The 3,594-nt window shown below is 59.5% G+C and carries 1 protein-coding gene and 1 pseudogene; both read left to right on the top strand.

Going from position 1 to position 3,594, the window contains the following annotated elements:
* Positions 1-467 (top strand): calcium-binding protein (locus tag O4G76_RS19660; protein ID WP_269398850.1); only part of this gene is annotated, 467 nt, incomplete at its 5' end.
* Positions 468-1,132: 665 nt separating this feature from the next.
* Positions 1,133-3,594: pseudogene (locus tag O4G76_RS19665) on the top strand (hypothetical protein); the annotation flags it as partial.

Below are 3,594 nucleotides of genomic sequence, written 5' to 3' on the forward strand. Positions count from 1 at the left end.
ATGACAAGCTCTTGGGTGGCAAGGGCAACGACACGCTCGCGGGCGACGAAGGGAATGACAAGCTCGTGGGCGGCGGTGGCCGCGATGTCCTTGATGGCGGTGTCGGCCGCGACAAGCTGCTAGGCGGCGGTGGCAATGACAAGCTGTCTGGCGGCGAAGGCAACGACAGGCTCATCGGCGGCGGCGGCAAGGACCGGCTCGATGGTGGCGCCGGCAACGACAAGATGAAAGGCGGCGGCGGTGCGGACACCTTCATCTTCGATCTCGGCAACGACAAGCTGGTGGGCGGCGGTGGCCGCGACACAGTCGAGTTCGACGGCGCGTTCGACGACTACGGTGTGACCTTCGGCAAGAAGGTGATCGTGACTTTCGAAGACGACCGTAACGTGCTTATCGGAATTGAGCGACTCGAGTTCCACGATGCCACCTACGCGCGTCAGAGCGGTGAATGGGTGGAGATCGGCTGAGACACGGGACATGCTGGGCGGGACGAGCGTGTTCCGCCCAGCTATACGTCGCTTACCTGTAGTCGCTTCTATCAGGCGGACCGTCCAATGACTGCTCCAACCATCGCTCTAGAGACCGGCGGGCTAGGGCACATCAAGGTCTTCGTCCCGCATGAGATATAAGGTTGGTTGCCTCACCGGACTTGGCTGACTGCAACACCCTTATATACGAGCTTGCTTCTTCTAGGACTTCGCGTTCCTGCACCTCGCCATGCTCGAGGCCGGGCGTGGGCCTCAAGGCGCTGGGGGCTGTCCGGCCGCGGCAGTGGGACTTCGGCCCACGCCGTTGAACTGGCTACGCGCCCGCCACATCTGCCCAACTGACAATGGTTGAAGGGGGCGGCATGTTGGATGACCAAGGACGATCGTACCACGCGGAGAAAGAAGGCCTTCGCGAGTTCGTTGGGCAAGTTCGATGGACGCATTTCGTGACACTGGCTTGCAATGAGCTGCTGCCGGTTTCGTGGACATGACGGGTCCTGATCCGGCAAGCTGCTCGAAGCTGGAGTTGCGCATTTGCCTAGGTTAGGTGCCAAGTTGCTGCCTGCGTTGCTCGCAATCTCCCGCAACCATTGCGTTAGTCGTTTGATCGGTTAGGTTGCCTGAATTCGTTCAGGTGGACAGAGATGACATACTACACATTCAAAAATTCCGTCAAAACATGGCAAACTGGATACTCGTCGACAAATCCCAAGCTTCAGCTCATGAATGATGAGTATATGCCGGCCGGGACTTGGGAATGGGCTATCTTCGAAGGTGATTTCTCTGACAATATTTTCTCTCCTGGGGAAATGGTCTTTGTTGCGCCTGTTGATTTCTCTGGGGTTTATAGCGTGGGGGATCGCCGCGAGGTGGAATTCTCTGGCGTAACTGATGTAGATTCAGATGGTTATTTTGGTGATATGGTTTTCCGTCACTATTCGCGTTATTACGTTCTAACCGATAGTGACGAATATATAGATTTCGATCCTTATTCGACTGAAGTGACAGTGCTAAGCCAGTCGGTCGGCTGGGCTGCAGAGAGGAGCGGATACTTCTCTTCAGCAGACACGGTTGCACCTGAACTGACATCTTTGATCTTGCCGGAGCGCTTGGACCTTTCGGCTGGCCCGGCTCAGTTTGATGTCTCCGCAACGGCCTTTGATGACAAGTCAGGCGTCGCAGATGTGGTGGTCTGGCTCGACAACAGCATTTCGTATTCTTGGCTGGGTAGTGAGGTCTACAGCCCCTACAGCCTTCTCGGTCTGTTCGACAGCAGCGATTGGTCTGACGGGCATGCATCCAATAGCTACATGGTCGCGACAACAAACCAGCCAGGCACATACGGTGTCACGCGTGTCGTCGTCGAGGACATGCAGGGCAACGAGCGCACCTATACTGCAGCTGATTTGGAAGCGATGGGGGTGAACACTAGCATCGAGTTGATTGGGACCACGGAGGACACGGTTGCACCTGAACTGACATCTTTGAGCTTGCCGGAGCGCTTGGACCTTTCGGCTGGCCCGGCTCAGTTTGATGTCTCCGCAACGGCCTTTGATGACAAGTCAGGCGTCGCAGATGTGGTGGTCTGGCTCGACAACAGCATTTCGTATTCTTGGCTGGGTAGTGAGGTCTACAGCCCCTACAGCCTTCTCGGTCTGTTCGACAGCAGCGATTGGTCTGACGGGCATGCATCCAATAGCTACATGGTCGCGACAACAAACCAGCCAGGCACATACGGTGTCACGCGTGTCGTCGTCGAGGACATGCAGGGCAACGAGCGCACCTATACTGCAGCTGATTTGGAAGCGATGGGGGTGAACACCAGCATCGAACTTGGTTTCGGCCCGGCGAAATTGAATAATGTGCCGACTTCAGTTCAATTGTCAAATCAAGTAGTCAGGGAGAACGTTGCCGGCGCCACGATCGGCCAGTTGACGGTCACCGATCCCGATGCTGGCGACACGCACAGCTTCACGGTTTCGGATGATCGCTTCGAGGTGGTCGATGGCGCACTGAAGCTGAAGTCCGGCGTATTGCTGGATTATGAGGCGGGGGCAACGGTTCCGGTCGATGTGACGGCGACGGATGCGGCCGGTCTGAGCCTGACGCAGCGCTTCGATGTGACAGTGTCCAACGTCAACGAGGCGGCCACTGCTGTCCGCCTGTCGTCCGCGACGGTCAGGGAGAATGCCGCCGGGGCCACGATTGGCCAGCTGACGGTGACCGACCCAGACGCTCGTGACAGCCACAGCTTCACGGTGTCCGACACCCGCTTCGAGGTGGTCGGTGGGGCGCTGAAGCTGAAGGCGGGTGTCAGCCTCGACCATGAGGCGGGTGCCACGGTGCCGGTCGAGGTGACGATGACGGATGCGGCCGGTCTGAGCCTGACGCAGCGCTTCGATGTGACAGTGTCCAACGTCAACGAGGCGGCCACTGCTGTCCGCCTGTCGTCCGCGACGGTCAGGGAGAATGCCGCCGGGGCCACGATTGGCCAGCTGACGGTGACCGACCCAGACGCTCGTGACAGCCACAGCTTCACGGTGTCCGACACCCGCTTCGAGGTGGTCGATGGGGCGCTGAAGCTGAAGGCGGGTGTCAGCCTCGACCATGAGGCGGAGGCAACGGTTCCGGTCGATGTGACGGCGACGGATGCGGCCGGGCTGAGTCTGACGCAGCGCTTCACGCTCGCCGTGCAGGATGTGGTCGAGGATGTTTTGCCTCCAGTCGACGAGGAGGAGACCGGAGGCAGCTCTGGGGACACACCTAAAGGCACGAAGGGCAACGACGTTCTCGTCGGCAATGGGGGCAAGGATAAGCTTGTCGGGGGCGCTGGGCACGACGACCTTACTGGTGGTGCCGGCAATGACAAGCTCTTGGGTGGCAAGGGCAACGACACGCTCGCGGGCGACGAAGGGAATGACAAGCTCGTGGGCGGCGGTGGCCGCGATGTCCTTGATGGCGGTGTCGGCCGCGACAAGCTGCTAGGCGGCGGTGGCAATGACAAGCTGTCTGGCGGCGAAGGCAACGACAGGCTCATCGGCGGCGGCGGCAAGGACCGGCTCGATGGTGGCGCCGGCAACGACAAGATGAAAGGCGGCGGCGGTGC

The organism is Limimaricola sp. G21655-S1, assembly GCF_027213785.1.
In the GTDB taxonomy this organism is placed as follows: Bacteria; Pseudomonadota; Alphaproteobacteria; order Rhodobacterales; family Rhodobacteraceae; genus Limimaricola.